This is a genomic window from Bacillus sp. FSL M8-0077, from assembly GCF_038050255.1.
Classification (GTDB): Bacteria; Bacillota; Bacilli; order Bacillales; family Bacillaceae; genus Bacillus; species Bacillus altitudinis.
Window position 1 is genome coordinate 2,286,177 of sequence record NZ_JBBPAF010000001.1, and the last position, 26,049, is coordinate 2,312,225.

Sequence of the window (26,049 nt, forward strand, 5' to 3'; positions counted from 1 at the left end):
CTTATAGCGGCATGTTTCCATGCTTTTTTAACGGTCTATCTTCTTCCTTACTGCGAAGCAGGTCAAATGAGCGAATGAGCCGCTCTCTCGTTTCATCTGGCATTAAAATATCGTCGATTAATCCTAATTGTGCTGCCTTCATGACACTAGGTTCATTGTCCACCTCACGCAAGGCAGGATGAACAATTTCGTCTGCAAACGATTTTCCCATGACATCAATTTCTGCCTCTGGCCATGCATACACAAAGTCAGCACCTAAGCCCTTACTATTCATCGCAACGTATGCACCGCCAAACGCCTTTCGCAAAATCACAGTGATTTTTGGAACGGTCGCCTCAGCATATGCATACAGAAGCTTTGCGCCGTGGCGGATAATGCCTGCATGCTCAGCTTTCTCACCTGGCAAAAAACCAGGAACGTCCACAAGGGTTAAAATGGGAATATGAAACGCATCGCAAAATCGAATAAACCGAGCTGCTTTATCAGCAGCATCGAGGTCAAGGCTTCCTGCCAGCACCTTAGGCTGATTGGCTACAAGACCAATGGAAGACCCTTGTAATCTGGCAAAACCTGTGACGATATTTTTGGAGAAACAACGCTGCATTTCAAAAAATGAGCCGTGGTCGGTGATCGCTGTCACCACTTGTTTGACATCATAAGTACGTGATGGCTCCTTTGGCAAGATGTTCTCAAGATCGCTCGCCTCATGCTTTTGCGTCTCACGATGAATGACAGGCCGTCGTTTCGTTGGTATGTACGTTAAAAGCGTTCGAACTGCTTTTAACACGTCTCTCTCATCTTTCCCTGTATAGTGCACATTCCCGCTTGTTTGATGCTGAACTGCTGCACCTCCAAGCCGGTCAGGACAGACCGTCTCTCCTGTTGCTTTTTCTATCACTTTCGGACCAGTTAAAAACATATGAGCTGTTTGCTCCGTCATGAATACAAAATCCGTCAATGCAGGTGAATAAACTGCACCTCCCGCACAGGAGCCTAAAATAACGGATATTTGCGGAATTTGACCAGAGTATAGCACATTCCGTTTAAAAATCTGACCGTATCCCTCTAATGATACCACACCCTCTTGAATTCTCGCACCACCTGAGTCTTTTAGACCGATAACAGGCATTTGATTTTTAGCAGCCAAATCCATTAAAGCCGCTATTTTTTTCGCATGCATGTCCCCTAGCGAACCCCCGTACACGGTCGCATCTTGTGCATATACGCCTACTTGTCTCCCATGAATCAGTCCCGTCCCAGTGACAACGCCATCCCCTAAATGTTCTGAGCGGCAGCCTCTTGCAAATGACTGGATTTCCATAAAGCTGCCTTCATCAAGAAGTTCATGAAGCCGCTGACGAACAGTCAGCTTTCCTTTGTTTCGGTGAGCCGCTGCTCGTTTTTCACCGCCGCCCCATAAAGCTTTCTTGCGCCATTCAGACAAGTCATTGAACGATTCATGCATCTTCCTGTTTCTCTCCTTTCAAAGGCTCACACAATTCAATTAGCACACCTGACGTTTCTTTTGGTGAAATAAACGCAATGCGCTTTCCGTTCGCACCATTTTGTGCGCCCTTTTGAATGAGCTGTACACCGTGCTCGTCAAGTTGACTGAGATCAGCCTGAATGTCACCTGACTTTAATGCAATATGATGAAGCCCCTCTCCTCTTTTTATTAAAAAGGTATGTAATGTGCTGTGATTTGACATCGGTTCAATCAACTCAATCTGCAGATCACCTAGGGAAGCAAAAGATACTTTGACCCCTTGATTCGGAAGTACTTCTATGTCTGAAAATTCCCAGTTAAACAGATTAGAGAACGTACGTGCTGTTTTTTGAATAGAAAAAACGGCAATGGCTATATGATCGATTTGATTCATCCGTTCACTTCCTTTGTACATCACTTGTCGCCTGTGTAAAAACGAGCTAGAATAAAGAAAGGTGCGCTCGTCGCAAAAACATTTGATTATAGGGGTGCGATATGTCTCAGAAATTCATGAAATTTATGGTATTGCTCATGATTAGCTTACTGTTAATTTCTTCACTTTTAGCAGGAGCGGCAGCCTTTTTATAAAGTGTTGATAAAAAAGCAGACAAGCAGGTGATTCGTTTTTTAACGAATGGCCTGTTTGTCTTTGGCCAGCTTTTCAAATGCATCGCTTGATGTTGTGATCCATACCTTTGTACCAACTGGAAGCTGATCAAATAGTCGTTCTACATCTTGATTATGAAGACGTACACAGCCTGCCGTAATAAATTTCCCTATCGATGTCTCATCACTTGTTCCATGAATGCCATAGATTCTCCCGTCGGTTCCTCGCGCATCAAATCCAATCCACCTTCGGCCGAGTGGGTTATTCTTCGCGCCGCCTTCAATATTTTTTCTTCTGTAATAAGGATCTTTCGCTTTGATCATAATCGTAAATTCACCTTCTGGCGTTAAATCAGCTGTTTTGCCAGTAGAAGCCGGGTAGACTTTTTGAATTTTTCCATGATCAATATACGCAAGCTCGTTCGTTTGTTTATTAATAATGACATACGGATCTCCTGGAAGCGGGTTTTGCCCGAGCGGCCAGATGGGTGAAAGGGACATGGTCAGCACAGTATAAAATAAAAGACGCATAGGCTCCTCCTTTTTCATTAGATTGACCAATGAAGGAGGAACTCATGCGTCTTTATTCTTTCATCCCTTTAAAATAACTTTTCAGCACCAAATATTGTTCCATTTCCCCGAGAAAATGAAAGAGTGCGGCTCTAGCTTCAAATTCTTCACGTGTTTGCGGAAGCGGCAGTGCATCAAACTCTTCTTTCATATCAATCAGGCGTCTTAAGAACTTATGCGCCGTGTTCCCTGGGTGAATATGTTCTCGTAAATCTCTAATATATTCTGCAATGATTTGCCCATGCTCCGTTGTAACAGAAATGGACGTAATTTTCGGAAGCACCCGCTCAATGATTTCAAATTGCTTTTGTCTCATGTTGAAATAATGATAATACAGATTTTCATGTCTTAAGACATGATTTTCAACATCACGGTATGCAAGAGCTTTCGCTTCTTTAATCAATTGATGTGTCTCTGGTATTTCTTTTCCTGTCCAGTCTTGTTTTCCGGTCATTAAATATTGCTCAATTTCTTCAAAGATTTTCGCAAAATTCGCTTCAATCTGTTCACTGTATTGTTTCAGCTTTTTATCAACGCTAGGCATATACAGGTTCATAATGAGTGCGACCCCTACACCAATGGTGATAAGTAATAGCTCATTCCAGATGAGATGAAGCGTTATGCCTCCAGACATATACAGATGAAGGATAATCACTGAACTTGTGACAATCCCTTCTTTAATCCGAAGCAAGACAGTTGTTGGAATAAAGACGAGCAGCATTAGTCCAATGACGAAAGGATGATACCCAATCAGATCAAAAAATAAATAAGAAAATAAGATGGCAAGACTGCATGCGGCAAAGCGGGCCCCAGATGCGAGGAGTGACCTTTTTTTCGTCACCTGAATACATAGGATCGTAATAATGCCGGCAGCTGAATAGTTTTGCAGACCGAGCATTTGTGCAATATAAATGGCTAGAGCTGTTCCTAATGCTGTTTTCAGCGTTCGGTAGCCGATTTTAAACATGATGTGATTCACTCTTTTCTGTCTACTTTTGTGAAATGATGAACTTTTTTTACTTTCCCCATTATAATCAAAAAAAGAAGGAGATGTTAAGTCTCCCCCTCGTTTTTTTCATTATAATATTTTTTGCAAGAAATCTTGAGCACGCTGTGAAGACGGAGATTCAAAGAATTCTACAGGATTTGCATCCTCTACAATTTTCCCATCATCCATAAAGATCACACGGTCTGCCACTTCTTTTGCAAAGCCCATTTCATGTGTGACGATCATCAGCGTCATCCCAGATTGAGCGAGCTCTTTCATGACCTCTAATACTTCCTTTACCATTTCTGGATCAAGAGCAGACGTTGGCTCGTCAAAAAGCATGATGTCTGGTGTCATCGCAAGGGCACGTGCAATGGCGACACGCTGCTTTTGACCACCTGACAGCCGGTTCGGATAATCATCTTTTTTCTCTAGAAGTCCGACCTTTTTTAAAAGCTCCTCTGCCTGCTTGATGCTGTCTTCCTTCGATTGGTTCTTTACATTCATTGGCGCATACGTAATATTTTCTAGCACTGTTTTGTGCGGGAATAAGTGAAAATGCTGAAACACCATACCAATATTCTCGCGCACTTTTAATGCATTTGTTTTTGGATTGGTAATTTCCGTCCCCTGAATCGTAATCACTCCAGAAGTCGGTTTTTCAAGTAAGTTAATACAGCGAAGAAATGTTGATTTTCCTGAACCAGACGGCCCGATGACAGCTACCACTTCGCCTTCTTTAATCGTGGTATCAATCCCTTTCAACACTTCATTTTTACCGAAAGATTTTGTGAGTTTCTCTATTTTAATCATTTGATTTTAACTTCCTTTCCACCGATTTGCCGACGAAGGTAAGAATAAGCACGATGACATAATAGATGAGACCCGCAAAAATAAGCGGTTCAAGATAGTTATAGGTGACGGCACCTGCTTGATAAGCTCGTCTCATGACATCGCCAAGTCCAATGACTGTGACAATCGCTGATTCTTTTGTCAGTGTAATCGTTTCGTTCACAAGTGCTGGTGAAATATTTTTGAATGCTTGCGGAAGCAATAAGTCCTTCATCATTTTAGCATATGGGATACCTAAAGCAACGGCCGCTTCTTTTTGTCCTTTATCAATGGCATTGATTCCTGCACGAATGATCTCAGAAACGTACGCCGCAGAGTTTAGTGAAAATGCTGCTACAGCCGCCCAGTATTGATCAATTTGAAAGCCGAGCAGCTGGGGAAGACCAAAATAAATAATCAAAAGCTGAAGCACAAGCGGTGTGCCTCGGAAGATTGACGTATAAAAATCTGCTAGCCAGATAAGCGGCTTAAATACACTAATTTTACAGAGCGTTAATAAGATTCCTAAAATAAAACCAAGGAACAGTGATACCACAACAATAGAAAGCGTTACTTTAAGACCTTCTAAAATAAAGGGCATCTGAGGTATTACATCTTTAAAATCCATCATGATATTCTCCTTTTTTTCCTTCAGATAAAATCAAAGAATAAAACAGGAAAAAAGTTCAACACATGTTGAACTTTTCAGCGCTTTCTACTTGATTTTCATGAATGACGCTGATCCTTTTCCTGACTTACTTTTCATCAGCAAACCATTTTTTAATTAGTTTATCAAGTTCGCCATTATCCTTCATTTCTTTTAATGATTTATTGAATTTCGCTGTTAAGTCGCTATTTTTTTTGAATGCAATAGCTGAACCTTCGTTTGAGCTATTCAAACCAAATGCTTGGAAATCTTTTTCCTTTTTCAAGTAGCCAGCCGCTACTTTATCTTCAATAATGGCTGCATCAAAACGGCCTGCTTTAATTTCTTGAATGATATCAGAGATTTTATTACGATCTTCAACCGTTAAGTTATATTTCTTTTGCAAACCGTTTGCTTCATCTTGCTGGATAGAACCTAATTGAACGCCAACCGTTTTGTCTTTTAAATCTTTCTCTGTTTTCATACCACTAGATTTTTTAGATACAACCAAGTTTTCAGCATTGTAGTAAACATCTGAGAAATCAACTTGTTTTTTACGCTTTTCAGTAGGTGTCATCCCTGCAAGGACAATATCAGCTTTATTTGTTTTAAGAGCTGACACGAGGCTTGCAAAGTCCATATCTTGAATTTCTAGCTTGTAGCCGTTCTTTTTCGCTAGAGCTGTAGCCAGGTCGACATCAAAACCGATAATTTTATCACCGTCTTTTGATTCAAATGGCGGATAATCTGCTGAAGTCGCCATAATAAGTGTTTTGTCGTCTCCTGATGCGTTTGAATTATTAGAAGAAGTTCCGCATGCTGCTAGTGCAGCTGCAAGACCAGCTGTCATAAGTAATAATAACCACTTTTTCATATGATAATGCCTCCTAGTATTTAAAATCATGAGTAGATTTGAATATTTATTCACTATAATGTATTTTAAACACTTTCTTTTTGATATGCAATAGTATTTTGCTAAAATTATTTTGATTCGTATGTCATATAAAACAAAAAAACAGACCGATCAAAAGACCGGACTGTATCTGAATGATTCATTCAAAAGTAACATGTTACACTTCTTCGCAATACTCATCGAAAGCGGCTTGAAGTTTTGACACCACTTCCATCGGTTCATGCCCTTCGATTTCGTGACGTTCGACCATTTTAATGATTTTCCCGTCTTTTAATAGAGCAAATGATGGTGAAGATGGTGGGAAGCCTTCAAAGTATTCACGTGCTCTTGCCGTTGCTTCTTTGTCCTGTCCAGCAAACACTGTGAGCAATTGATCTGGACGCTTATCGTAATGAACAGAATAACCAGCCGCTGGTCTTGCAATACCGCCTGCACAGCCGCACACTGAATTCACCATGACAAGTGTCGTTCCTTTTTTCGTCAGCGCTTCATCAACTTCTTCAGCTGTTGTCAGTTCCGTATAGCCTGCTTGTTTAATTTCTTCTCGTGCTTGTTTCACAATATCATTCATAAATAAATTAAAATCAATATTCATAACTGTCCACTCCTTCTACGTACCAATCCATTTTAACTACATCATATCAAGGAAAACGCCGGCGGGCAAATGTCTTGTTTCGCCCCCTTCCCTTTTTTCAAACGTCGTTTATGACCTGTGGAATTGGGGAAAAGTGATAATAAAGTGATGAAAGGGAGAACTGCGTGATGGCACAATTCAAAAAAGCGATACTCATTTATAACGGAAATGCTGGACAAAAAAACATGGAAAAAACACTAGGTCAAACAGTGCCTCTTCTTTCTTTACATATTGATGAACTCATCCTTAAGCCTACAAAACAGCCGAATGATGCCTATCATTTCTGCCGCGAGATGGATGAGTCGATTGAATTGTTGATTATACTAGGCGGAGATGGAACCGTCCATGAATGTATGAATGGAATTGGCGGTTTAGAAAAAAGACCAGCTGTAGCAATCTTACCTGGCGGGACGTGTAATGACTTTTCTAGAACGCTGGGCATCCCTCAGCAGATGCCAAGGGCCGCTCAAATGGTGATAGATGGCACTGAAAAAAAGGTCGATTTAATCAAAGCAGAGGATCGATACCTTTTAAATTTTTGGGGGATTGGTCTCATCGCAGATACCTCAAACAATATTAATGATAAAGAAAAAGCTGTCCTCGGAAAAATCAGCTACTTCACGAGCGCTCTTCGAACCCTTCAGCAGACAGAACCTTTCTACGTACGCATTGAAACCGAAGAGGAAAACTGGGAAGAAGAAGCTGTGATTGTCCTTGTCATGAATGGGCACTTTATCGGCACAAATAAAATAGATCTTCCAAATGCTTCAATTGATGATGGAAAAGCCGAAATTTTAATTTGCAGAAATACGAGTTTCTCTGCTTTAAAAGAGATTTTTTCAATGAACCGGGAAGAGCTAGAAGATTTTAAAGGTGACCTTTCTCTTATTCAAGCATCCCGCATTCATATTCATACAAAAGAGGAAATGGATGCAGATACAGATGGTGAGGTATATATGACTGCTCCTTCTTCCCTTGAAGTATTAAAACAGCATTTGACCTTTATTGTTCCAGCAGAATAAAAAGCGCCTGCATCATTTCGATGCGGACGTTTTTTTGATATAACGTCTGTATAAATATTCAAGTGCATACCCTAGCAGTGTACCTATAAGAAGGGAAATGCCTAATAAACTATTGGCGACTCCTTTAAATCCTCCTATCATCAACAAACAATAAGCGATTTGAATGATTGAAACGATCGATATGATTAGTAGCAATCGTTCAGGATGATTGCGTGATTTGGAAATATACCGAAGAAAAGCGAACGCAATGGCTGTGATAAACATCAGACCGATCGTAAGAAAAGCAAAGAAATCTAGTCCAGACATCTCATCGCTCCTTTCTGATTGATGTGGAAATCCCCCTCTCATTGTGAGAAGGGGACATATAAATGAGCTTAATAGACGGACGTCTCTTCGTCAATGCCTTCAAGAATTTGTTTAATTCTTTGCAGGAATCTACCGCATACAAGACCATCGAGTACTCTATGATCTAATGAAAGACAAAGATTCACCATATCTCTTGCGGCAATCATACCATTTACAATCATCGGGCGCTTTACGATAGATTCTACTTGTAAAATGGCTGCTTGCGGATAGTTAATAATTCCCATTGATTGAACCGAACCAAATGATCCTGTATTGTTTACAGTGAAAGTGCCGCCTTCCATGTCACTTTGCTTCAGTTTGCCTTGTCTGACCTTGGAAGCAAGTTCATGAATTTCTTTGGCGATTCCCTTAATCGTTTTCTCATCCGCATCTTTGATCACTGGGACAAAAAGAGCGTCATCTGTCGCAACAGCAATGGAGACATTGATCGCTTTCTTTTGAACAATTTTATCACCAGCCCACATGCTGTTCATTTCAGGGAATTCCTTTAAGGCCTGAGCCACTGCTTTGACAAAGAATGCAAAGAACGTCAAATTAAAGCCTTCTTTTGCTTTGAATTGATCTTTTAGCTGATTTCTTCTTGTCACAAGATTTGTCACATCCACTTCCATCATCGTCCAGGCATGTGGAATTTCATGCTTGCTTCTTAGCATGTTTGCGGCAATCGCCTGTCTAATCGGAGTGACCGGCAGTTCAACATCTCCAGGCATTGAAGAGATGGAAGGAGCCGCTTTTGCTTGTGACCGCTTTGCAGGTTCTGTTTGACCCGTACCTTCACTCACAGGTGCTGCCGTTTCTTTTACGCCTCCACTTTCGATAAGCTTCAGCAAATCTTTTCTTGTGATTCTGCCGCCAGCTCCCGTTCCTTGAACAGTCGCTAAATCAATTCCGTGCTCATCAGCTAAACGCAGGACTGCCGGAGAGTATCGTTTCTTTTGACTCTGATCCACATTTGTTTGGTCAGGTTCTGGTGCTTCATCTTGCGCAGGCGCCTCTTCTATTTTCGCACTCTGCTGCGCACTGCCTTCTACTTCAATTTCACAAAACACTTCTCCAACTTGAAGTGTATCACCCTCTGCAGCCGCTAGTTTAGTGATTGTTCCTGTAAAGGATGACGGAACCTCTGCATTTACTTTATCTGTCATGACTTCCGCAATCGGATCGTATTTATTCACATGATCGCCAGGTGAAACGAGCCATTTGCTAATGGTTCCTTCTGTTACACTTTCACCAAGCTGAGGCATTTTCATTTGTTCAGTTGCCACTTTGAAACCCTCCTCTTTCTTAAAACGCCGCTAGTTCTCTCATTTCAGCTTCTACCTTATCCGGATTAACCATGAAGAATTTCTCCATTGTCGGTGCATAAGGCATTGCAGGGATATCAGGTCCTGCTAGACGTTTAATTGGCGCATCTAAATCAAACAAGCAGTGCTCTGAAATGATGGCAGCTACTTCACTCATGATGCTTCCTTCTTTTGTATCTTCTGTTAACAAGAGTACTTTCCCTGTTTTTGATGCCGCTTCAATAATCGCTTCTTGATCAAGCGGGTACACTGTACGTAAATCGAGAATATGAGCAGAAATTCCGTCCTTCGCAAGGCGCTCTGCTGCTTGGAGGGCAAAATGAACACAAAGGCCATATGTAATGACCGTAATGTCATCGCCTTCTCGTTTCACATCCGCTTTTCCAATAGGAAGCGTATAATCCTCTTCAGGCACTTCTCCTTTAATGAGACGGTATGCACGTTTGTGTTCAAAGAACAATACAGGATCTGGATCACGCACTGCGGCTTTTAACAACCCTTTGACATCATAAGGTGTAGAAGGCATCACAATCTTTAAGCCTGGCTGATTGGCAAAAATGGCTTCGACCGATTGTGAATGATAAAGCGCCCCGTGTACGCCGCCCCCGTAAGGAGCACGAATGACCATTGGGCAGCTCCAATCATTATTGGAACGATATCTAATTTTTGCAGCCTCTGAAATGATTTGGTTGATGGCTGGCATAATAAAATCCGCAAATTGCATCTCCGCGATCGGACGCATTCCATACATAGCAGCCCCAATACCTACACCTGCAATCGCTGATTCGGCAAGAGGTGTATCCATGACGCGTGCTTCTCCAAATTGCTCGTAAAGACCCGCTGTTGCTTTAAATACGCCGCCTTTTTTCCCGACATCCTCTCCGAGCACAAACACTTTCGGATCTCGCTCCATTTCTTCTTTCATCGCTAGTGTGATAGCGTCTATATATGACATAACAGGCATTTTTCTTCCCCCTTACTCCGCATACACGTAACGAAGTGCGCTTTCTGCATCGGCATAAGCTGCATTTTCCGCTTCATCAGTGGCTTCGTTTACGATTTGCATGATTTCTTTGGTCATGTCTTCTTTCATTTCAGAACTCATGACATTTCCTTCGATTAAGTACGTTTCATATTGAATGAGCGGATCTTTCTTTCTTGCTTCGAGCACTTCTTCCTTTTCTCGATAGCTAGAATCATCGTCATCACTTGAATGCGCAGTTAACCGGTAAGAAATGGTTTCAATCAATGTTGGGCCCTCGCCTCTTGCTGCACGGTCTCTCGCTTCTTTGACCGCTGCATACACTTCAAGCGGATCATTTCCATCAACCGTCACACCAGGCATTCCGTACCCTATTGCACGATCTGAAATACGCTCACATGCCACTTGTTTGTCATACGGGACAGAAATCGCATACTTATTGTTTTCACACATGAAAATAACAGGCAACTTATGCACCGCAGCAAAGTTGGCGCCTTCGTGGAAGTCTCCTTGGTTTGAAGAGCCTTCACCGAACGTGACAAAGCTAACAAAATTCTTTTGCTCTAGACGCCCGGCAAGCGCGATTCCAACCGCATGAGGAACCTGTGTTGTCACAGGTGATGATCCAGTCACAATTCGGTTTGATCTTTGCCCAAAATGACCTGGCATCTGTCTCCCGCCTGAGTTTGGATCGTCTTTTTTCGCAAAACCAGACATCATTAAGTCTTTTGCGGTCATACCGAATGCAAGGACAACCCCCATATCACGGTAGTAAGGTAAGACATAATCCTCTTCTCTATTGAGAGCGAAAGCAGCACCAACTTGCTGCGCTTCCTGTCCTTGACAAGAGATGACGAATGGAATTTTTCCAGAACGGTTTAACAGCCACATCCGTTCATCAATTTTTCTTGCTAAAAGCATGGTTCTATATATGTCAATCGCTTGTTCATCTGATAATCCTAATTCCTGATGACGCATGTTACTCATCATGTTTCCCTCCTTGATTAAAAATGGATCGCCTTTCCGTCAACAGCCAGTGCTGCCTCGCCAATTGCCTCTGACAAGGTTGGATGCGGGTGGATCGTCTGCCCCACTTCCCACGGAGTTGCATCTAGTACTTTGGCTAATGCAGCTTCAGATATCATATCTGTTACATGAGGACCAATCATATGAATTCCTAAGATATCATCTGTCTTTTGGTCAGCAATGATTTTGACAAATCCATCAGACTCTCCAAATACAAGCGCTTTTCCGATTGCCATGAAGGGAAACTTCCCAATCTTGACTTCGTAGCCTTGCTCTTTTGCCGCCTGTTCAGTCAGCCCAACACTAGCGGTTTCTGGGTGAGAGTAAACACATTTAGACACGAGCGTTTCGTCAAGCGGCTTTGGATCTTGACCAGCCATATGTTCCACTGCAATCATGCCTTCATGTGATGCGACATGCGCCAGCTGAAGACCGCCAATGACATCACCTATTGCGTAAATATGCGACTCTTTCGTTTGATAATGCTCATTCACGACAATGCCTTCCTTTTCTGTCTGAATGTCCGTGTTTTCAAGACCTATGCCTTCCACGTTTGGCACTCGGCCAACTGAAAGAAGCAGTTTCTCTGCTTCAAACGACTGAGTGTCTCCACCTTGTTCCACTTGGATCTTAACGAGATTCTCGTGCTTTTCGGCAGTATCTGGCAGAACCTTCGCATTTGTCACTAAGGTAATCCCTTTCTTCGTCAAAAGCTTTTCCATTTCTTTAGAAATATCTTGATCCTCTGTTGGCAAAATGCGATCTGCAAATTCGATCACTGTGACTTTTACGCCAAAATCGTTAAGCATGGAAGCCCATTCGATCCCAATCACGCCTCCGCCGACAATCAGCATGGACTGAGGAAGTTCTTGCAGTTCAAGTGCTTCATCTGATGTAAGAATGTGTATTCCATCCGCTTCAAGCCCAGGCAGAACGCGCGGTCTTGATCCAGTCGCAATGATGACCTGCTTTGGAATCAGCATTTCATTTTCATCGCCATTCGCCATTTCTACCGAGATGGTGCCTGGCATTGGCGAAAAGATCGAAGGGCCTAGGATACGGCCTATTCCTTCGTATACATCAATTTTCCCTTGTTTCATTAAGTGTTTGACGCCGCCTGCTAATTTGTCGACAATCTCTGTTTTTCTTTTTTGTACGCTTGCAAATTGTAAGGCAATTCCGCTTGCTTCAACGCCAAAATCAGCGGCACGTTTGACCGTTTGATAGACTTCTGCACTTCTAAGCAGCGCTTTAGATGGAATACAGCCTTTATGAAGACATGTTCCACCGAGCTTTGATTTTTCTACGACTGCTGTTTTCAATCCAAGTTGAGAGGCACGAATGGCCGCTACATAGCCGCCTGTGCCTCCACCAAGAATGACGAGGTCATATTCAGTTGCCATGACTTGTCACTCCTTTCTCCGCCTTTTGATCATTTGGGTATTCTTTTGGTGATTCTTCTTCTTTTAAAATGCGAAGCGCCCCTTCTGCTAAGGATTGCAATTCATTTTCACCTGGGTATACAACAACATCTGAAATCCAGTCAATGTATCCTCTAATGCTTGACGTAATTTGTTTGCTGTAGGCAAGACCACCTGTTAACACAATGACGTCAACAGCTCCTTTTAAAACCGCACTAGCCGCACCGATTTCTTTGGCAATTTGATAGCACATCGCTTCATAAATAAGCGCCGCACGCTCATCACCTGCTTCGATCATGCGCTCTACTTTTACTGCATCTGTCGTGTCAAGATAGCCCGCAAGACCGCCTTCACCAATTATGCGTTTAAGCATTTCCTCTTGCGAATATTCACCAGAAAAGCATAAATTGACAAGGTCACCCGTTGGAAGAGTACCTGCCCGCTCTGGGCTGAAAGGACCCTCGCCATGAAGACCGTTATTCACATCAATGACTTTTCCTTTTTCATGTACACCAATCGTAATTCCGCCGCCCATATGGGTAATGATCATGTTCAAATCTTCGTAACGTTTTCCAAACGAAGCTGCCGTTTTTCTTGCAACCGCTTTTTGATTTAACGCATGAAAAATGCTTTTCCGCTCAATTGTTGGCAGTCCTGAAATACGAGCAATCGGCTTTAGTTCATCTACGACTACTGGGTCCACAATAAAAGCTGGGATGTTGAGGCCAAGTGCAATTTCTCGGGCAATAATTCCGCCTAGATTAGAGGCGTGCTGTCCAGCATACCCTTCTTTTAGATCTTCAACCATTTGCTCATTTACTTCATATGTGCCGCCTTCAATCGGGCGAAGAAGACCACCGCGTGCGCAAACTGCATCAAACTTTGAGATGTTCATCCCCTGTTCATGCAGTGTTTTCAAAATGGTTTCTTTACGGAATGAAAATTGATCAATGATATGAGGAAACTGCTTGATTTCCTCATCTGTATGTCTTAATGTCGTTTCAAAAATAGATCGTTCATTATGAAACACACCGATTTTTGTTGAAGTAGAGCCAGGATTAATAGTGAGAATACGCCATTCTTTTGTTAGCAAAAACAAAACCTCCGTTTCAACTCATTCATCCATTTAGCGACGACTTAAAATATGTTGACCATTTTGCAGGAATTGGCTTCTTGATTTGCGCATTCTTTCAATTCGCTCTTCAGCCAATCGATCTGCCGCTTTATAAGTTGGAATGGCATCACGGTTAGAGATTTCAATCACTCGCTCAATGTTTTGGTAAATGCCTTCTACTTTTTTCATTGCACGATCTGCATTATAGCCATAAAGCTCATCTGCAACATTAATCACACCGCCTGCATTGATGACATAATCTGGTGCGTACACAATGCCCATTTCATGAATAAGATCTCCATGATGTGTTTCTCTCAGCTGGTTATTCGCTGCACCTGCAATGACTTTTGCCTTTAATTTAGGAATCGTCACATCGTTAATCGTTGCACCGAGTGCACATGGTGCGTAAATATCACATTCTTGATCATAAATATCATCAGGGTCTACCGCTTTTGCACCGAAGTCTTCTACAGCTCGCTGAACTGAGTCTTTGTTGATATCAGTGACGATGAGCTGTGCGCCTTCTTCATGCAGGTGTTTACATAGGTTGTAAGCCACGTTTCCAACACCTTGAACGGCAATTGTTTTTCCTTCTAATGAATCTGTACCGAAGGCTGCTTTTGCAGCTGCTTTCATCCCTTTATATACACCGTAAGCTGTCACTGGAGATGGGTTTCCTGAAGAACCAAATGCAGGAGAGATTCCTGTGACAAAGTCTGTTTCTTCATGGATAAGATCCATATCTTCTACCGTTGTACCGACATCTTCAGCGGTGATATAACGGCCATTTAATCCTTGAATATAGCGGCCAAAAGCACGGAACATTTCTTCATTCTTGTCTTTTCTCGGATCACCGATGATGACCGTTTTACCGCCGCCAAGGTTTAGCCCTGCCGCCGCATTTTTATAGGTCATACCTCTTGCAAGACGCAAGGCATCTTCGATCGCTGCTTCTTCATTTTCATATGTCCACATTCTTGTTCCGCCTAGTGCCGGCCCAAGTGTTGTATCATGAATGGCAATGATGGCTTTTAAACCAGACTGTTCATCCTGACAAAATACAAGCTGTTCATAATCGTATCGTTCCATATATTTAAAAAGTTCCATTTTCTATTCCTCCTAATACTTTCGCTTAATTTGATGTACAAATGGCAAGTGCAATTGAATAGAGCTTACTTTCAGCTGAATCAGACCGGCTTGTTAAAGCAATCGGCGCTTTCGCTCCTGCCACCACAGCTCCCACTTTTGCATGTGCAAAGTAGATGAGAGATTTATACAGAATGTTGCCTGCTTCAATGGTTGGCACAAGCAAAATATCTGCATGACCAGCCACATCACTCGTAATATTTTTATGAGAAGCTGCCGTTTGAGAGATGGCATTATCTAAAGCAAGCGGCCCATCAATCAGGCAGCCAGAAATTTGACCTCTTCGATTCATTTGGGCAAGGCTTGCAGCTGTGAGCGTCGAATCCATCGCAGGGTTTACGATTTCTACCGCTGATAATACCGCTACTTTAGGCATATCATTTCCGACAGATTGTGCGACTTGAACGGAATTCATCGTAATTTCTTTCAGCATATTTAAATCAGGCGCAATGTTCATCGCAGAGTCCGTCACATAGATAAAACGGTCAAACCCCGGTACTTCAAAGGCTGCAACATGTGAAAGGACACTCGCTGTCCGAAGCCCATACTCTTTATTTAGGACAGCTTTTAACAGTACGGCAGTCGGGACATGACCCTTCATGAGAATATCTGCATGATTTTCACTTACTGCCTGAACGGCAATTTTGGCCGATTCTTCGGGTGAATCTGAATGAATAATATCTATCCAGTCTTCATTAATCTCATGCTGTTTGACTAGCTCCTTTAGGTTGCGTTTGTTTCCAACCAGCAGGAAGCGAGCGACTTTTCGTTCGATTGCCATTTTGATGGCATGAAGCACTTCTTCGTCTTCTGCATGAGCCACAGCCGCTGTTTTGTTCTGCAGCTGCGAGGCTTTGATAATCAGATCGTCAAGCTTCATACTTGCCCACCTTTCCTTGTGCTCGGTTCCTCTTGTTATATGCAAGTTCCGTGCCAGCTTGAAATGTGTGAAAAATAAACCTTTTCGCAAAGAAAACATGCAATTCTTTGCAGGTTACATGCATATTACTGCATGCTATCTTTTGCAAGCTGATACTTATCCATTTTATAGTAAAGATTCCGAATGCTGATCCCTAACGTTTTCGCTGTTTTTGTCCGATTGAATTGATGTTTTTCAAGGGTTTGTTTGATCAGCTGCGCTTCAAATGCTTCTACAGCATCCGAAAGCGTCTCCCCCTCAAATTGACTAACAGCCAGTTCCTGCTGCTCTTTTTCTTCATGCTCTTCTGACTCCATGAAGGCGATATGCGCTTCATCGATCCATTCTTCTTGCGGATTCAAAAAGATCATAGCTCGTCCAAGCACATTTTCAAGCTCTCTCACGTTGCCTGGCCAGCCATATGATCGAAGTCTATTGAGTGCACGATCTGTTAAACCGCTGACGTTTCGCCCATAGTCTAAATTAATTTTCTGAATGAGGCGTTTACTTAATGATTCAATATCTTCGAGGCGCTGTCTGAGCGGTGGAATTGATATCGGGTATCTGTTCATTCGATAATATAAATCCTCTCTGAACTTACCTTCTGCCATCGCCTTTTCAATATTGACATTTGTCGCTGTGATCACACGCACATCGACTGGTATCGCTTTCGTTCCGCCTACCCGAACAATTTCTTTTTCTTGCATGACTCGCAGCAATTTCGCTTGCGTACTTGGCGTCATTTCACCGATTTCATCTAAAAAGATACTGCCTTGATTGGCTTCTTCAAACAGCCCTTTTTTCCCGCCGCGCCTTGCACCAGAAAACGCTCCTTCTTCGTAGCCAAACAGTTCTGACTCTAAAAGGGTTTCTGATAAGGCAGCACAGTTGACACGGACAAAGCGGTTGTACTTGCGATCACTTTCATTGTGAATGGCATGTGCAAACAGCTCTTTCCCAGTTCCTGATTCTCCGCGGAGTAAAATGGTTGCCGGCGTTTTTGCGCCCAGCTTTGCTTGCTCAAGTGCGACAAGCATTTGTTCACTTTCTCCAATAATGTCTTCAAATGTGTACTTCGCTTCAAGCGTTCGGATGAGCTGTCTTGCTTTATTTAATTCATTCGTCAATGATTGAATTTCGGATACATCGTGAATGACTCCGACACTGCCTTTTAGAATGCCGTCAACAATGACAGGTGCTACATTGACGATGACATCTTTTTTGTTTGGACCGACCTTCATTCTGACGCCTCGAACAGGTCTTCTTGTTTCAAGCACCTTTAAGTGCATGCTTTCCCCTTCGGAAATATCAGCTCCTGCTGGTTTACCCACGACCTCTTTATCCGTTAAACCGGTCATTTTCGTATAAGCACGGTTGATCAAAATACCTTTCCCTTGCTCATCGACAACCGATATGGCTTCATCTGATGATTGAATAATCGCCTCAAGCATCGTTCTTACTTCTTTGAGGTTCGTCACTTCCTCCGCAAGCTCCACCGCATCTGTAATGTCTTTAAAGATGGATAAAGCACCTAACATTCTCCCCGCGTCATCAATAATCGGCAGACGGGTGGTCACAATTTGAATTTGCTGATTCAAAAATTGTTTTTGGTTAAATTCCGGCTCCCTTGACCTTAATATATCGGGAAGTTTCGTGTTCGGAATCACTTCTCGAATGTGACGGCCAATCGCATCCTTTTGCGAGCACCCCACCATTTTGGAAGCCGATCGATTAAACAGGACCACTTCTTCATCCATATTAATAAAAATCATGCCATCATTCGTTGCATTAAAAATGCGGTCATGTTTATAGGTTTGTTCCTTCAATATTTGAATAAGCTGTTGTTTCTCTGCCATTAATTCTGACATGACGTATGCCATCGAGCTTGGCACAATCACAGCATGCTCTGGTTTTTGTTCAATTAGTTCCTTCAGTACAGCAGAACTGCCTGTGGTTTCAATGATGATATCAATGTCATCTTTTATGTATTCTTTCCAATCCGTCGTCGTCTCAATTCCATTCTTTTTCGCTTCATCCATCCCCGGTGCCTCGAGATCAAGGTCGGCGATCGCAATGATTTGAACCGTATTTGTTTTCAGCAATGTTTCAAGCAGTGCTGATCCACCTTGTCCTGCACCGACAATCAAGACTCTCTGCATCCCATTACCCCTTTATATGAAAAATTTTGCACACCATATTTTTCCGTTGCAAAAAATTGCACAACACCTATATTACCACGTTTTCCTTTCTTGACAAAATATTTTTTGAATTAGACAATGGAAGTAAATAACGTTTAAGGGGACATTTGATGGGGAGAATACTGGCATTAGTGATTATTTTAATACCTGGAGCCTTTGCAGCACTTGGCATTAAGCTGCTGCGTGACACTGTTTTCGGCATCATCATTGCACCATTTCCATATTTATGGTTGCAAGGAATTGCAGGGTTGTTATTTTTAGGGGGAGGTCTTTATGTTGTTGCAGGATTTATTTTATACAGGGACCGTAAACGAAATAAAGTAACGACTCGATTTAAGCAAAGGTAAATCATGAAAAAGACCCGCTGTTGATAGCGGGTCTTTATTTCATTTCTTCTCTTATTTTGATGGCTCGATCAGGAAAATCAGTAAAGATTCCATCAACACCCAATCTCAACATATTTTTTATTTGCTTCTCACTGTTTACAGTAAACGGTCTAATCACTTGTTGGTCCGCATGGAGAGCGGCTAATACTTCTTTTGTCACCCCAGCGCCCTTTATATTCGGATGGTAGCCCTTTGCCGGGATTGTTTTTAAATACATGTCCGGTTGATGAATCACATCCATCGTGAGGACCGCCAGTTCAATGTGCGGCATCAGCTTGTGAAAAAGAGCTAAGCTGCCGTGATGAAATGATGAGACAAGCACTCGATCCTCTATTTGAAAGTGCTCAATTTGCTTTTTTACTTTCTCTTCAATCCCTGGATATCGATAAATAGAGTTTTTTAATTCAATGTTGATCATAAAGGATGATCGCTGCGTCACTAGCTCTAATACTTCTTCTAAAAGAGGAATGCAAACCGCACCCGTTTCTTCATAGAAAGAGTGACTTGCATCTCCTCTTTTTAACTCTTCATATGTATAGTCTTTCACTAACCCTTTCATATTGGTCGTTCGGTTCAGCTTTTCATCGTGAATGACAGCCAGTCTGCCGTCTTTGGTGAGCTGAACATCAAGCTCAATTCCATCCGCTCCAGAATGGAGTGCGTGCTCAAAGGCAATCATGGTGTTCTCTGGATAGTTTCCTTTAAAGCCTCTATGTGCAAAAATTTTCGTCATATGCCACCTCTAAATATGATGATTACCTATATTATGACGTGTCTTTTTTCGTTTTGCCAGTTTGAGTACATAAAAAAACCTCTTCTGATAAGTGAGAAGAGGTTGACAGGTAAATTCGATCACGTAATCGCTCTGATGGCTTGCTCTGTCGTCTCTGCGTCAAGAGCAAAAAGGGAAGAAACAACTGCGACTGCTGTAACGATTGTTACACCTAACAACAACTTTTTCATAAGATAACCTCCACTTTCTTTTGAAGTATTTGTGCATCGAATTTCTTTTCAAGAAAACGAATGGCATTTTGATAATCATTTCGTTCCTTGAAGTATTTCGATATTTGTTCAGACAAATCCTCAAGCTCCACATATAATCTATTTTTTTCTATGTAGTCTAATTTTTCAGAGAATACGTCTGCCGCTCCACTATTTTCGCACATCAGATCCAAAATTTCAAATTTTACTATATATTCATTATTTTGGATATCGCAGCTATATTGAATCCCCTCTTTAATATATTCTTTCGCCTCATGATCTCCTAAATGAACTAAGGCATTTGCGAGAACATATAAAGATTGGATGAAATAATGGCTATTGTCGCGATGAATTTGAATGCCCATCCCTTTTTTGGCGTATTGCGCACTTTTTTCATAATCAGGTTTTGCGTAATAAAGAACCGCTAAATTGTGATAGCACTTCCCAATCAGCACTTCATTGTTAATGCGCTTACTTTTCTCAAGTGCCTCTTTGTACTTTTTCTCAGCTTCATCAAACTGTAGTAAATCAATACAGTTGCTCGCATGTAAAATCAAGCTGTCAATCGCCTGTGCAGTATATTCCTCATGCGCTTTAAACGTATCAATGGCTTTTTTAATATGATTAATGGAAATAAAATTTTGCTTCAGTTCGTAATAAACGGAAGCGACTTTATGATGAAAAGTTCCTACTTCAAGATCTTCATTCACACGTTTTAGACGCTGCTCTGCAATCTTATAAAAACTAATCGCCTCATCATATTTTTTGACATAGGCGGCATATTGGCCTTTATAAAAGTAAAAATAAAAATTAATAATGTCATCTGCTTTTTCATCCAGCGTTCCGACACTTTTCATAATCTGATTAGCTTTTTCAATATTTCCAAGTAACATTTCATGTCTACCGTCGACTAGCTGATAATAAAGAAGAACTTCTCGGTCCTCATCTGTATTTTTTAGCAAATTCTGAATTTTCTCTTTATAGACAGCAGATTTTTCTAGGTCATTCTGAGAAATGACCCTCGTCCACTTGCTAATTTCGTTCGCAACCTCAGCAGAGTGGATTTTCAGCTTTCCCATAACCTCACCCTCTTCTTTTCATTATTATAGCATAGTAAAAGAATGTGAAAATTATTAAATTCGACAATGGGAATATTCAGTTCAAATGGCACAATCTCTAAGAAGCCAGTGACTTTAAAACGCCAACCAATCAGGTCAATAGAAATAGAACTTTAGATCTCATTTACTTAATTTACCAATTACATAAGACCTTTTACTCTCATCCTTTTTCTTACGAATGAGCGTTTTCTTCTTCTATAAGCCAATTGATTAGCGTAGCTGATTACCACTACTTTATGTCATATTCATTTCTTTCATGCTTTATTTTTCATTTTATTCTGAAAATAAAGCGACCCGTTTGTCCAATTTAAACATTAAAGATGATTTTATCAATATAACCATTTTTTGGCAATATTTTACAAAAATAAAAAAACGCCTCATTGAAGAAACGTTTTTTTATGGACGTTGACTTAGCTTGCTCTATGCTCTAAACGCAGACGATCAGCTACCATGGCAATAAATTCGGAATTGGTCGGTTTGGCTTTTGACATGCTGACTGTGTAACCAAAGAGTGAGGAAATGGAATCAATGTTTCCTCTGCTCCAAGCCACTTCAATGGCATGACGAATCGCTCTTTCTACCCTGCTGGCTGTCGTGTTAAATTTCTTTGCAATGTCTGGGTACAATACTTTTGTAATACTGCCGAGTAGTTCAATATCATTGTACACCATCGAAATAGCTTCTCTTAAGTATAAATAACCTTTAATATGAGCTGGTACGCCAATCTCATGAATAATCGTCGTAATGCTCGCATCTAAGTTCTTGCGTTTCGGTTCAGGTTTGCTGCGAAGGACACTGTTTTGGATAGATGAAGATCGATGGCTGACTTGTGTACCGTTTCCACTGACTTGACGAATATGACCTACGAGGTTTTCCATATCGAATGGTTTCAAGATGAAATAAGATGCGCCCAAATCGACCGCTTTTTTCGTTACATCTTCTTGACCGAATGCCGTCAGCATAATGACACTTGGCTGCTTGGTCATTTCATTGTTTTCACGGAGGCGTTCCAGTACAGCAAGACCATCTAAATGAGGCATGATAATATCTAAGAGGAGAACGTCGGGCTCTTTATCTTTAAATAATGTCAGACATTCCTGACCATTATACGCCACGCCAATTACTTCCATATCTTCCTGTCCCTCAATATACTCTGTCAAAAGGCCAACAAGTTCTCGATTGTCATCAGCTACACACACTTTAATTTTCTCCACGTTCTTTCCTCCCCAATGTCGATTCCTTAGTCTTTTGCATTTCTCTTCTGAGTGTTCAATTCGACAAAACCATGCTATCCCCTTTAAAAAAGTTTAATTTTCCGAATAATAGAGCATTATCTAGCTTTTTCTACGTTTTTCTTAATGAATCGACGATTATTGCAATTTGACAACACACTGTTTTCCATTTTGTCGAAAAATCTCTTTTTCCTTATTTTATAACATGATGGAAGAGAAAGAAAGGGTAGAAAAAAACTGCCGGAAGATTCGCGGCAGTTTTGGGTCAGCTTGCTTTTTTGTTTTTTTGATAAAGATCAATTCCTGCTTCTGACAGCATCCATTCAATGTGTACGCCGTATCCGCTTGTCGGGTCATTGACGAACACGTGAGTGACCGCTCCAATGACTTTGCCATTTTGGATGATAGGGCTTCCGCTCATTCCTTGAACAATCCCGCCCGTTTTACTTAATAAGCGTTCATCCGTTACTTTAAGCACCATTCCTTTTGTTGCCGGGAATTTTTGCGGTGTTGTGCTAACGATTTTAATATCGAATTTCTCTACTTTATCATGGTCCACAACCGTTAATATTTCGGCTGGACCTTCTTTTACTTCATTTGATAATGCGACGGGAAGTGGTTTGTCTGCTACATGATTTTCAAGTTTTTCGGTTAACGTACCAAATATACCGAATGGACTGTTACGTGAAATATCACCTATCGTTTTTCTTTCGGAAGAAAACCTGGCCAATTTTTCTCCAGGGTTGCCTCCTGTCCCTTTTTCAATGGATGTGACGGTTGATCTGACAATTTCGCCATTGTCGACCACGATTGGTTTTTTTGTATCCATGTCAGAAATCACATGCCCAAGGGCGCCATATTTTTTAGAAGATGGTTCAAAGAAGGTCATCGTTCCGATTCCTGCTGCGGAATCACGAATATAAAGTCCGATTCGATAGGTACCTTCACTTGCATCTTTTGCGGGTGTTAATGTCGTTTGAAAGGTTTTATGGTCTCTTTTTATGAGTAAATGAAGAGTTTCCCCCGTTTTTCCGGCTTTCTGAATAAATGGGGTGAGGTCATTCATCTTCTCCATTTTGTGACCATTAATCTCAATGATCATATCCCCTGATTGAATGCCTGCGGCTTCACCTGGTGATTTTTTGCCGTCTGCTGTTGTGATTTGATGAAAACCGACAACGAGAACTCCTACAGAGTGGAGTTTGACGCCAATGGATTGTCCTCCAGGAATGACTTTTAATTCGGGAAGAACATCGACTTTTGTTTTCTTAATAGGAAATCCTTTAAAATCATAAACAATTTCAGCTTTTCCCGCCTTTTGTCCTGTTACTTCAAGTTGATTCTTTTTCTCTGAAAGACTAAAGGCTGGTGAAGAAGTATTGGCTGACGCTTCAATGGATGTATCAATCGAACGCTTCTCGTGTTCAAATACTGCGACAGTTGTTGGAATGCTGATATATTCCTTCACTATGCTCATAAACCCTGTACTTATTAAAGAAACAAGGAGAATCACACCAATGGCTTTTCTCATCTTTTCGGGCATTCATTTTTCACTCTCCTCGCTCCTTACCCACACCAGAACATTAATGTTTTGGCTACATCTTTACTTTTGCCTTCTTAGCGAGGATTTATAACCGGCACCTTTAGAAAATGATTGGATAAATTGATAAAAGAAAAAGACGAATTCATGCGTATAGACGGCGAATATGAGACAATATAAAAAAGGCAGCTGTTGTTTCAGCTACCCTGTCGTTTTGACATCATTTGCTTGGTGTAGTAATTCTTTTGCATGCTGTTTTGTGAGCTCAGTGACTTCTACACCAGCAATCATTCGGCCAATTTCACTCACTTTTTCATCATTACTTAGTGGTTTGACGTTCGTCATTGTTCTGCCAGCTTTAGCACGTTTAGAAATAAAAAGATGTGTATCAGCCATTGCTGCGACTTGCGGCAGATGGGTAATACAGAGTACTTGTGAGCCTGTTGCTACTTTATAAATTTTTTCAGCAATGGCTTGTGCGACTCTGCCGCTAACGCCCGTATCCACTTCATCAAATATAATGGAAGTCACTTCTTGTTTGGCAGAGAAAATACTTTTCACTGCCAGCATGACACGAGAAATTTCTCCTCCAGATGCTACTTTTGACAAAGATTTCATCGGTTCACCCGGATTTGTAGAAATGACAAATTGCGCTTGATCTATGCCTTTTTTCCCGAGCTGTACGGGTTTTCCATCTAAAAGCGGGCAGTCCGTGCTGCCAAATGGTGCATATCGAATCGAAAAAGCGGTATCAAAAGAAGACTTCTCCATATATAAATCCTTCAATTCAGCTTGAATTTGCTTCGCCAGTTTTTTCGCCCATTTTTTACGGAGCTCTGACACGTTGAGCGCTTCAAGCAATGCATCCCGGCTTATCGCATCAAGTTTGTTTTTAAGTGTCTGCAAATGGCTGTCTCGATTTTGGATTTGGTCAATCTCCTCTTCAATCTTAGCCGCATATTCTAAAATTTCCTCTACGGTTGTGCCGTACTTTCGCTTCAGCTGCTTCATCTCATTCAGCCTAGACTCAATAAAATCAAGACGGGCTGGGTCAAATTCTAATTGATCAAGCATGCTACGCATTTGAAAAGTAGAATCTTCTAATAAATAATAGGAGTTTGACACTTGCTCAGAGAGCTTTTTCAGATCGTCGTTGATCTCAGAAACTTGCTCTAGCTCGCTTGAAGCCATTCCAACCCAATCAAGTCCTCCCTGCTCATTACGCAGAGCATTATATGCGTTTTGGAGCGAGGAAAAAATTTTTTCAAAATTGCTGATTTGATGACGTTCCTCTTGAAGCTTCTCATCTTCCCCAGGCTCTAATTGCGCCGCTTCAATCTCTTCCAGCTGAAATTGCAATAAGTCTAACCGGTGGACCATTTCCTGCTCATTTTCAGACAGCTGTTTGAGCTTTTGCGCCGTTTTCATATATTGATCATACGCTTCTTGATACTGCGAGAGAGCAGGTGCAATTTCTTCCGCTCCAAATTGATCAAGCAAATGCAAATGATTTTCATCCTCCATTAACAGCTGATTATCATGCTGTCCATGTATATCAAGCAAAAGCCGGCCAACTTCTCTTAAAAGCGAGATGGTGACAAGCTTACCATTAATGCGGCAGATGCTTTTCCCGCTTTGATTGATATCACGGCGAAGAATCATCATTTCATCAGATGCATCAATTCCTTGTTCCTGGCAAAGAGCAAATACAGGATGATCTGCTGGTACAAGAAAAAGGCCTTCCAGCTCTGCTTTTTTTTCGCCGTAACGGACAAATTCAGATGAGCCTCTTCCCCCTACGAGGAGCGAGACAGCGTCAATCATAATTGATTTTCCGGCACCTGTTTCCCCCGTTAGAACTGTGAGTCCTTTTTCAAACGAAACCGTTAACTCCTCAATGATTGCAAAGTTTTTAATGGTTAGTTCTGCTAACACTCATTTGACACCTCTTTTTGTAAACCTGATCTGTTTATAGAAGCTCTAAAATTTTGGACGAAACGGTATCCGTGTCGTCTGGCGTGCGGCAAATGATTAAGATGGTATCATCCCCACAAATGGTTCCCATAATTTCTTCCCAATCTAAATTATCCATTAAAGCACCGATGGCTTGAGCGTTCCCAGGCATTGTTTTTAAAACGATTAAATGACTGGCAGCATCCATTTTAATAAATGCGTCCATTAAGGAGCGCTTTAATTTTGATAGCGGGTTAAACCGCTGATCTGCAGGAAGGCTGTATTTATATGTTCCATTATTTGTTGGCACTTTGACTAAATGCAGTTCTTTGATATCTCTTGATACGGTTGCCTGCGTGATGTTATATCCATCCGCTTTCAAAATATCGACTAATTCGTCTTGTGTTTCGATTTCTTGGCTTGCGATAATTTCTCTAATCTTAATATGTCTTTGACCTTTGTTCATTTTGACCCCCCTAGGCGTTAGAATCTCAGTTTGTCTTTACGTTCTATGTTATATGATGCACACTTCAAAAAACAAGCATTACGTGAGAAACGGTTAATTCTGATCTTTTGACCATGTAAAAAGGAATAATAGCGAGCTATTATTCCTTTCAGCATGTAGACAAACCCTCGCATTCTTTGTCAGTCCTGCGCTCTGGTGCTC

The 26,049-nt window shown here is 41.4% G+C and carries 26 protein-coding genes; 3 read left to right on the top strand and 23 right to left on the bottom strand.

Going from position 1 to position 26,049, the window contains the following annotated elements:
- Position 1: 1 nt before the first annotated feature.
- Entirely contained in the window at positions 2–1,465 is a 1,464-nt protein-coding gene (locus NST57_RS11725) for an acyl-CoA carboxylase subunit beta (protein WP_341298590.1), read from the bottom strand.
- Positions 1,458–1,880: a methylmalonyl-CoA epimerase gene (gene mce, locus NST57_RS11730; protein ID WP_142155460.1), complete on the bottom strand. Its 423-nt coding sequence runs from the start codon at positions 1,878–1,880 to the stop codon at positions 1,458–1,460. Before mce ends, NST57_RS11725 begins: the two co-directional genes overlap by 8 nt.
- Before the next feature lie 101 nt (positions 1,881–1,981).
- Here mce and prli42 point away from each other — a divergent pair, with 101 nt between their 5' ends.
- Positions 1,982–2,074, top strand: a complete 93-nt coding sequence (gene prli42, locus NST57_RS11735) for a stressosome-associated protein Prli42 (RefSeq protein WP_017357951.1) — start codon at positions 1,982–1,984, stop codon at positions 2,072–2,074.
- Positions 2,075–2,113: 39 nt separating this feature from the next.
- Here the strand turns inward: prli42 and NST57_RS11740 are convergent, their stop codons facing one another.
- The 6 genes from NST57_RS11740 to NST57_RS11765 all read right to left on the bottom strand — a co-directional run bounded on the left by NST57_RS11740 (position 2,114) and on the right by NST57_RS11765 (position 6,635).
- Complete coding sequence (locus NST57_RS11740) at positions 2,114–2,623, bottom strand: L,D-transpeptidase (protein WP_113747201.1); 510 nt, start codon at positions 2,621–2,623, stop codon at positions 2,114–2,116.
- 52 nt (positions 2,624–2,675) lie between these two features.
- Positions 2,676–3,629: an aromatic acid exporter family protein gene (locus NST57_RS11745; protein WP_007501130.1), complete on the bottom strand. Its 954-nt coding sequence runs from the start codon at positions 3,627–3,629 to the stop codon at positions 2,676–2,678.
- Positions 3,630–3,740: 111 nt separating this feature from the next.
- Complete coding sequence (locus NST57_RS11750) at positions 3,741–4,463, bottom strand: amino acid ABC transporter ATP-binding protein (RefSeq protein WP_017357952.1); 723 nt, start codon at positions 4,461–4,463, stop codon at positions 3,741–3,743.
- On the bottom strand, positions 4,456–5,109 hold the full coding sequence (locus NST57_RS11755; RefSeq protein WP_008342239.1) for an amino acid ABC transporter permease: 654 nt from the start codon (positions 5,107–5,109) through the stop codon (positions 4,456–4,458). Before NST57_RS11755 ends, NST57_RS11750 begins: the two co-directional genes overlap by 8 nt.
- A gap of 127 nt (positions 5,110–5,236) precedes the next feature.
- Positions 5,237–6,001 (bottom strand): transporter substrate-binding domain-containing protein, encoded by a 765-nt coding sequence (locus NST57_RS11760; protein ID WP_017357953.1) that lies wholly within the window; start codon positions 5,999–6,001, stop codon positions 5,237–5,239.
- A gap of 196 nt (positions 6,002–6,197) precedes the next feature.
- The gene (locus NST57_RS11765; RefSeq protein WP_007501138.1) at positions 6,198–6,635 is read right to left on the bottom strand and encodes a BrxA/BrxB family bacilliredoxin; all 438 of its coding nucleotides are present in this window, start codon (positions 6,633–6,635) and stop codon (positions 6,198–6,200) included.
- Between the two features lie 167 nt (positions 6,636–6,802).
- Here NST57_RS11765 and NST57_RS11770 point away from each other — a divergent pair, with 167 nt between their 5' ends.
- Positions 6,803–7,696, top strand: a complete 894-nt coding sequence (locus tag NST57_RS11770) for a YegS/Rv2252/BmrU family lipid kinase (protein WP_341298591.1) — start codon at positions 6,803–6,805, stop codon at positions 7,694–7,696.
- Between the two features lie 12 nt (positions 7,697–7,708).
- Here NST57_RS11770 and NST57_RS11775 read toward each other — a convergent pair whose 3' ends face one another.
- From NST57_RS11775 to NST57_RS11815, 9 genes are all read right to left on the bottom strand, one after another.
- Entirely contained in the window at positions 7,709–8,002 is a 294-nt protein-coding gene (locus tag NST57_RS11775; RefSeq protein ID WP_341298592.1) for a YesK-like family protein, read from the bottom strand.
- 68 nt (positions 8,003–8,070) lie between these two features.
- Positions 8,071–9,327 (bottom strand): dihydrolipoamide acetyltransferase family protein, encoded by a 1,257-nt coding sequence (locus NST57_RS11780; protein ID WP_341298593.1) that lies wholly within the window; start codon positions 9,325–9,327, stop codon positions 8,071–8,073.
- A gap of 19 nt (positions 9,328–9,346) precedes the next feature.
- On the bottom strand, positions 9,347–10,330 hold the full coding sequence (locus NST57_RS11785) for an alpha-ketoacid dehydrogenase subunit beta (protein ID WP_007501148.1): 984 nt from the start codon (positions 10,328–10,330) through the stop codon (positions 9,347–9,349).
- A gap of 12 nt (positions 10,331–10,342) precedes the next feature.
- On the bottom strand, positions 10,343–11,335 hold the full coding sequence (locus tag NST57_RS11790; RefSeq protein ID WP_039955993.1) for a thiamine pyrophosphate-dependent dehydrogenase E1 component subunit alpha: 993 nt from the start codon (positions 11,333–11,335) through the stop codon (positions 10,343–10,345).
- Between the two features lie 17 nt (positions 11,336–11,352).
- The gene (gene lpdA / locus NST57_RS11795; protein ID WP_341298594.1) at positions 11,353–12,777 is read right to left on the bottom strand and encodes a dihydrolipoyl dehydrogenase; all 1,425 of its coding nucleotides are present in this window, start codon (positions 12,775–12,777) and stop codon (positions 11,353–11,355) included.
- The gene (gene buk / locus NST57_RS11800) at positions 12,767–13,888 is read right to left on the bottom strand and encodes a butyrate kinase (protein ID WP_445818790.1); all 1,122 of its coding nucleotides are present in this window, start codon (positions 13,886–13,888) and stop codon (positions 12,767–12,769) included. Before buk ends, lpdA begins: the two co-directional genes overlap by 11 nt.
- 33 nt (positions 13,889–13,921) lie before the next feature.
- On the bottom strand, positions 13,922–15,016 hold the full coding sequence (bcd, locus tag NST57_RS11805) for a branched-chain amino acid dehydrogenase (RefSeq protein ID WP_007501155.1): 1,095 nt from the start codon (positions 15,014–15,016) through the stop codon (positions 13,922–13,924).
- Between the two features lie 25 nt (positions 15,017–15,041).
- On the bottom strand, positions 15,042–15,935 hold the full coding sequence (yqiS, locus tag NST57_RS11810; protein WP_142155465.1) for a phosphate butyryltransferase: 894 nt from the start codon (positions 15,933–15,935) through the stop codon (positions 15,042–15,044).
- Positions 15,936–16,060: 125 nt separating this feature from the next.
- Positions 16,061–18,133, bottom strand: coding sequence for a sigma-54-dependent Fis family transcriptional regulator (locus tag NST57_RS11815; protein ID WP_341298596.1), 2,073 nt, complete (start codon positions 18,131–18,133; stop codon positions 16,061–16,063).
- Between the two features lie 149 nt (positions 18,134–18,282).
- On the opposite strand from NST57_RS11815, the gene NST57_RS11820 reads away from it, so the two are divergent.
- Positions 18,283–18,519, top strand: a complete 237-nt coding sequence (locus tag NST57_RS11820; protein ID WP_017357960.1) for a DUF2627 domain-containing protein — start codon at positions 18,283–18,285, stop codon at positions 18,517–18,519.
- A gap of 34 nt (positions 18,520–18,553) precedes the next feature.
- Here the strand turns inward: NST57_RS11820 and NST57_RS11825 are convergent, their stop codons facing one another.
- The 6 genes from NST57_RS11825 to ahrC form a co-directional block, all read right to left on the bottom strand.
- Positions 18,554–19,291: a glycerophosphodiester phosphodiesterase family protein gene (locus NST57_RS11825; protein WP_142155467.1), complete on the bottom strand. Its 738-nt coding sequence runs from the start codon at positions 19,289–19,291 to the stop codon at positions 18,554–18,556.
- 226 nt (positions 19,292–19,517) lie between these two features.
- Positions 19,518–20,618, bottom strand: coding sequence for a response regulator aspartate phosphatase (locus NST57_RS11830; protein WP_142155468.1), 1,101 nt, complete (start codon positions 20,616–20,618; stop codon positions 19,518–19,520).
- Positions 20,619–21,067: 449 nt separating this feature from the next.
- On the bottom strand, positions 21,068–21,871 hold the full coding sequence (gene spo0A, locus NST57_RS11835; protein ID WP_142155469.1) for a sporulation transcription factor Spo0A: 804 nt from the start codon (positions 21,869–21,871) through the stop codon (positions 21,068–21,070).
- Positions 21,872–22,154: 283 nt separating this feature from the next.
- Complete coding sequence (gene spoIVB, locus NST57_RS11840) at positions 22,155–23,432, bottom strand: SpoIVB peptidase (RefSeq protein ID WP_142155470.1); 1,278 nt, start codon at positions 23,430–23,432, stop codon at positions 22,155–22,157.
- 198 nt (positions 23,433–23,630) lie between these two features.
- Positions 23,631–25,364 carry a DNA repair protein RecN gene (gene recN / locus NST57_RS11845; RefSeq protein WP_341298597.1) on the bottom strand — a complete coding sequence of 578 codons (1,734 nt, stop codon included), beginning with the start codon at positions 25,362–25,364 and terminating at the stop codon, positions 23,631–23,633.
- 34 nt (positions 25,365–25,398) lie between these two features.
- Entirely contained in the window at positions 25,399–25,848 is a 450-nt protein-coding gene (gene ahrC / locus NST57_RS11850) for a transcriptional regulator AhrC/ArgR (protein ID WP_007501163.1), read from the bottom strand.
- Positions 25,849–26,049: the final 201 nt, after the last annotated feature.